We start from the raw sequence: 5,031 nt of genomic DNA, 5'->3' as shown, positions 1-5,031 counted from the left end.
CCCGGCCCTGTTCCGCCCGGCTCTGCTCCGCCGGGCCCTGTGCAGTCCCGCTCCGGACTTGCTCCGCCCGTTCCTGCCGAGCCCCGCTCCGGCCCTGCTCGGCCCATCGCTGCTCCGCCCGTGGTTCCTCACCCCGGGACGGCGTGTCGTGGAATTCCTGGTCAGGCACAGTCTCACCACCCCGCGTCCGTCTCCTCCCTCTTCCCCCGTACGGACGGTTCGACGCGGGCGGGCGGGTGAAGGTCCCGGTCGGGGCGGTTGCCGGGCGCGGGGACGCCGGGGGCGCGGGGCCCGGTTACTGTGGGGGACATGCGTCTCCACGTCGTCGACCACCCCCTGGTCGCCCACAAGCTCACCACGCTGCGCGACCGCCGCACCGACTCCGCCACCTTCCGCCGTCTCGCCGACGAGCTGGTCACCCTGCTCGCCTACGAGGCCACCCGCGACGTGCGGACCGAACAGGTCGACATCCAGACGCCGGTCGAGCAGACCACCGGTGTCAAGCTCTCCCACCCGCGCCCGCTGGTGGTGCCGATCCTGCGGGCCGGGCTCGGCATGCTCGACGGCATGGTCCGGCTGCTGCCCACCGCCGAGGTGGGCTTCCTGGGCATGGTGCGCAACGAGGAGACGCTCCAGGCCTCCACCTACGCCACCCGCATGCCGGACGACCTCTCCGGCCGTCAGGTGTACGTGCTGGACCCGATGCTGGCCACCGGCGGCACCCTGGTCGCGGCGATCCAGGAACTGATCCGGCGTGGCGCCGACGACGTGACCGCCGTGGTGCTGCTGGCCGCCCCGGAGGGCGTCGAGGTCATGGAGCGCGAGCTGGCCGGCACTCCGGTGACGGTCGTGACGGCCTCGGTCGACGAGCGCCTCAACGAGCACGGCTACATCGTGCCGGGCCTCGGCGACGCGGGCGACCGGATGTACGGCGCGGCCGAGTAACCGCCGCGCCCCGCTTCTCTCAGCAGCCCTTCCCGGCACTCGGGGAGGGCTGCGGCGCGCTCAGCGCGGCCAGCGCCGTGTCGGCCGCCGCCTGCTTCGCCAGCCCCTTGAACCCGTCGCCGATGATCAGGTCGACCGCGGCGCCCTTGCGGGCCGGGTCGGTGCGGCGCTCGGCGGCCGGGAGCTGGGTGCCGAGCACGGGCAGGGTGCTCTTCAGGGCCGCGGCGGGGCCGAGCAGCACCCCCGTGCCGTCGACCTTCTTGTCGTACGCCGCGGGCGCGTTGCCGACGTCGCCGATCCGGAAGCCGCGCTTCTTCAGCTCGTCGGCGGTCTTCTTGGCGAGGCCGCTGCGGGTCGTGGCGTTGAGGACGTTGACGGTGACCGCCCCCGGCTTCGGTACGGCCGTGGGGGAGGGGGAGACGTTCGTCCCGGCGGAGTCGGCCGGGGTGCAGCGGCCCGGCCTGGCGCCCGCGGCGGCCGACGCCTCGTCGCTGCCGGTGAAGACGCCGACGAGCTGCCAGACGCCCCAGCCGAACAGGCCGAGGACGGCGACGCAGGCGACGCCGAGGAAAGCGAGCCTGCCGCGCCGCCGGGAAGGCCGCATCCGCGGGTATTTGTCACCCGTGATCCGGTACTTGCCGCCCATGCCGGGGGGAGTCAGCATGCTCATGAACGCAGCGTAGTGCGACTCAGCGGCAATACCTACTAGATGATCATTCGACAGCGCGGGGCGATATCCGAATGCAACCCGAACGGGCCAGGCGCCGCGTGACGGGGTGTCGGCCGCGGGGCGGTCAGGTGTCCGGCAGGTGGCTGCCGGGCGCGCGTCAGTCGAGTTCGAGGACGCGGGCGTGCAGCACCTGGCGCTGCTGGAGCGCGGCGCGGACCGCGCGGTGCAGGCCGTCCTCCAGGTAGAGGTCGCCCTGCCACTTCACGACGTGCGCGAAGAGGTCGCCGTAGAAGGTGGAGTCCTCGGCGAGCAGGGTCTCCAGGTCGAGCTGGCCCTTGGTCGTCACGAGCTGATCGAGGCGGACCGGGCGCGGTGCGACGTCCGCCCACTGCCGGGTGCTCTCCCGGCCGTGGTCGGGGTACGGCCGGCCGTTTCCGATGCGCTTGAAGATCACACGGAAAGCCTACCGGCCCAGACGTTCCGGGCGCAGCCATGGAGGCGGAGTACGGGGGTCGAAAAAGGTGGACCAAAGGGATGGTATGGGTGGAAATGGGGCAACGGTCGGGCGGGGGAGAGGAGGGTCCGGCGCCCCTCCCTCCGCCCCCGCCGTGGGTGCTGCCGCCCGTGCGGTCAGCCGCGTTCCCGTTCCGGTGCGGGGCGCTGCCGTTCCTCGGGGGCGGCCGGTACGGGCTTGGAGGTGCGTCGGCTGGCCTCCGCGCGCAGCAGGGCGCGCAGGACGGCGTACGGGTCCTTGAGCATGGGGCGTCTTCCTCGGTCCGTGCGGCAGGGATGCTGGTCGGTCGCGGGGCCGGCGGGAGGGGCCGGCCGGGCGGTCCGGTCAGCAGCGCAGGACGACGGAGCGCGTGGAGCGCGGGAAGGGCGGGGGCGGGGGTGCGGGCGCGGGGTGGCGGGCGGTGAGCGGACGCGGTGCGCGCGGGAGGGGAGGGAGGAGCGGTGCGGGGTGCCGGGGCGCGGCCGGGCGGCGGGTGGTGCGGGCCGGGGACCGCAGGGCGGTGTCGAGGAGGTCGTACTCCGCCGCCGTACCGCCACCGGGGCTACCGGAGCCACCGGAGCCACCGGGGCTACCGGGGCTACCGGAGCCACCGGCGCCACCGAGGTCGCCGGCCACCGCCGTGGCCGGCAGTGCCTGCGCCTGCGCGTGCGTGCCGGGGACGAGCAGGGCGAGCAGCAGCACCAGTACCCGCGCCCAGGCGCTCCGGCGCGCGGGGTGGGTGGCGGCGTGCGGTACGGGGCTCACGTCAGGTGTGTCCCCGCCGGGCGGGTGACGCCGTACGGGAGCCGCTCGGTGACTCGGCCATGCCTCATGCTGGGGACGGGCGGGCCGGATCCGCACGCCGGAGTGGTCCACTCGGGCGCCGGGCGTGCGAGGAGGCGTCCGCTGAGTTACTTCCCCTTGGCGGCCTTCGCCGCCGCCTTCATCTCCTGCTTGTGGGCGCGGACCTTGGCCAGGGACTCCGGGCCGGTGATGTCGGCGACCGAGCGGAAGGCGGACGGCTCGCCGTAGGGGCCGGCCGCCTCGCGCCAGCCGTCCGGGCGGACGCCGAGCTGCTTGCCGAGCAGGGCGAGGAAGATCTGCGCCTTCTGCTTGCCGAAGCCGGGCAGGTCCTGGAGGCGTTTCAGCAGCTCACGGCCGTTCTCGGCGTCCCGCCAGACACCGTCGGCGGCGCCGTCGTAGTGCTCCACGAGATACCGGCACAGCTGCTGGACGCGGCCCGCCATCGACCCCGGGTAGCGGTGCACGGCCGGTTTCTCGGCGAGCAGGGCGGCGAACTCCTCCGGGTCGTACGCGGCGATGTCCTGCGCGTCCAGGTCGTCCGCGCCCATCCGGCGGGCGATGGTGGCGGGGCCCTTGAACGCCCACTCCATCGGGATCTGCTGGTCCAGCAGCATCCCGACCAGCGCGGCGAGCGGACTGCGGCCGAGCAGCTCGTCGGCCTCCGGGTCCTGGGCGAGGTGAAGGGTGACGTCCATGTCCCGATGATCGCGCGTCGGGCCTCGGGGCGCGCGCCCGGCCGTCGGCCGCCGCCGGGGAGGGCGTACGATTCCGCCACAATGGTTGAGGTTAGGTGAGCCTAACCTGCGTGGAGGGTGGGTGCGGATGAGCGCCGAAGTCCAGCGCGGTGCCCGGGCGGTCCCGCGCCTGCGGGCCGACGACCCCGTCGAACTCGCCCGCGCCCAGGGCAGGTTCACCGCACTCCACCGCGGCGGGCAGCTGGAGCTGCGGCGGCACCGGGCGCAGGGCACCTCGGCCTCCTTCCGCGGGCCCGACGCCCTGTCCTGGGACCGGTTCGCCCGCCGCGCCCGTCTCGCCGACACCGCCCGCCGCTGCTTCACCGCCCTGGAGGAACGGGACCCGGAGACGGCCGAGTGGGTCCGGGCGTACGTCACCGGGGTCAACGAGGGCCTCGCGGAGGGCGCCGCCGGGCGGGAGTCCGGGAGGGCGGGGCTCGCGCCCGGGCGCTGGGAGCCGTGGACGCCGCTGGCGGTCCGGCTGTCCCTGTACGTCCTCGCCGCGGGGTTCCCGGCCAAGCTGTGGCGCGGGCAGGTCGCCGGGCAGCTGGGGGTGGCGGCGGTCGCCCTGTTCGGCGGCGGGGGCGAACGGCCGTACACCGTCGTACCCGACGCCGGTGACCCCCAGTATCTGCGCCTGTCCTGCCCGGAGTTCGACGTCGTCGGTACCGCCGAGCCCGGCGTCCCCGGTCTCGCCCGCTCCGGCCGCACCGGCACTGTCGCCTGGACGTTCACCCCCCTCGCCGTCGACCACCAGGACCTCTACCACGAGCGGCTGCGGCGCACCGGCGCCGGTGTCGAGGCGCTCGGTCCGGACGGCCGCTGGCACCGTGCCGCCCGGCACACCGAACTGGTCCGGGTCGCCGGTGAGCAGACCGTCGAGACCGAGGTCATCGAGACCGACCGGGGGCCGGTGATCGCGGGCGGCCCCGAGGGCCTCGTCGACGGCACGCCCGTCGCCCTCAGCCTGCGGTACCCGGCGCGCGTCACCGCCGACCTCGGCTTCGGCGCGCTGCTGCCGCTGCTGCGGGCCCGGCGGGTCGCCGACGTGGACCGGGCCCTGGCCGCCTGGGCCGAGCCGGTCGGTGTCGTGCGGGCCACCGACACGGAGGGCGGCACGCTGCGCCGGGGCGCGGGCCGGGTGCCGGTCCGCGCCGACGCCAACCGCCTGCGGCCGGTGCCGGCTTGGCGGCCCGGTCACGCGTGGCGCGGCTGGCATGACTGGCACGGTGGGCATGGCTGGCACGGTTGGCGGGAGCCGTTGGAGGCCGGGGGCGTGGACGGCTCCCTGGCTTTCGGGGTGGAGGGCTGGCTTTCGGGGGCCGGGGTGGAGGGCCGGCCTTCGGGCGTCGGGTCGGGGGGCTGGCCTTCGGGCGTCGGGTCGG

At 75.2% G+C, this 5,031-nt stretch carries 8 protein-coding genes; 2 read left to right on the top strand and 6 right to left on the bottom strand.

Translation table 11 applies throughout. From position 1 onward, the window contains the following. Window positions 1-173: 173 nt before the first annotated feature. A complete protein-coding gene (locus J7I94_RS37200) occupies window positions 174-311 on the bottom strand; it encodes a hypothetical protein (RefSeq protein ID WP_215174693.1) in 138 nt (45 codons plus the stop codon). On the opposite strand from J7I94_RS37200, the gene upp reads away from it, so the two are divergent. After that, window positions 310-945: a uracil phosphoribosyltransferase gene (gene upp, locus J7I94_RS37195; RefSeq protein ID WP_215174692.1), complete on the top strand. Its 636-nt coding sequence runs from the start codon at window positions 310-312 to the stop codon at window positions 943-945. The two genes, J7I94_RS37200 and upp, sit on opposite strands and share 2 nt — an antisense overlap. A 19-nt stretch (window positions 946-964) precedes the next feature. Here upp and J7I94_RS37190 read toward each other — a convergent pair whose 3' ends face one another. From J7I94_RS37190 to J7I94_RS37175, 5 genes are all read right to left on the bottom strand, one after another. Further along, window positions 965-1,591: a LytR C-terminal domain-containing protein gene (locus J7I94_RS37190; RefSeq protein ID WP_215174694.1), complete on the bottom strand. Its 627-nt coding sequence runs from the start codon at window positions 1,589-1,591 to the stop codon at window positions 965-967. Between the two features lie 181 nt (window positions 1,592-1,772). Further along, the gene (locus J7I94_RS37185) at window positions 1,773-2,069 is read right to left on the bottom strand and encodes a type II toxin-antitoxin system VapB family antitoxin (RefSeq protein ID WP_003999914.1); all 297 of its coding nucleotides are present in this window, start codon (window positions 2,067-2,069) and stop codon (window positions 1,773-1,775) included. Window positions 2,070-2,245: 176 nt separating this feature from the next. Continuing rightward, window positions 2,246-2,374, bottom strand: coding sequence for a hypothetical protein (locus tag J7I94_RS39165; RefSeq protein WP_285442788.1), 129 nt, complete (start codon window positions 2,372-2,374; stop codon window positions 2,246-2,248). 79 nt (window positions 2,375-2,453) lie between these two features. After that, window positions 2,454-2,873 carry a hypothetical protein gene (locus J7I94_RS37180; RefSeq protein WP_215174691.1) on the bottom strand — a complete coding sequence of 140 codons (420 nt, stop codon included), beginning with the start codon at window positions 2,871-2,873 and terminating at the stop codon, window positions 2,454-2,456. Between the two features lie 146 nt (window positions 2,874-3,019). Next, on the bottom strand, window positions 3,020-3,607 hold the full coding sequence (locus tag J7I94_RS37175; RefSeq protein WP_215174689.1) for an HhH-GPD-type base excision DNA repair protein: 588 nt from the start codon (window positions 3,605-3,607) through the stop codon (window positions 3,020-3,022). A 127-nt stretch (window positions 3,608-3,734) separates the two neighbouring features. Between J7I94_RS37175 and J7I94_RS37170 the strand changes: the two genes are divergently transcribed. After that, window positions 3,735-5,031, top strand: a 1,297-nt coding sequence (locus tag J7I94_RS37170) for a penicillin acylase family protein (protein WP_251076311.1), incomplete at its 3' end; no start/stop codon positions are given.

It is taken from the genome of Streptomyces sp. ISL-12, from assembly GCF_018614415.1.
In the GTDB taxonomy this organism is placed as follows: domain Bacteria; phylum Actinomycetota; class Actinomycetes; order Streptomycetales; family Streptomycetaceae; genus Streptomyces.
The sequence above is the reverse complement of the archived record's forward strand: the minus strand, read 5'-3'. Positions and strand labels throughout refer to the sequence as shown.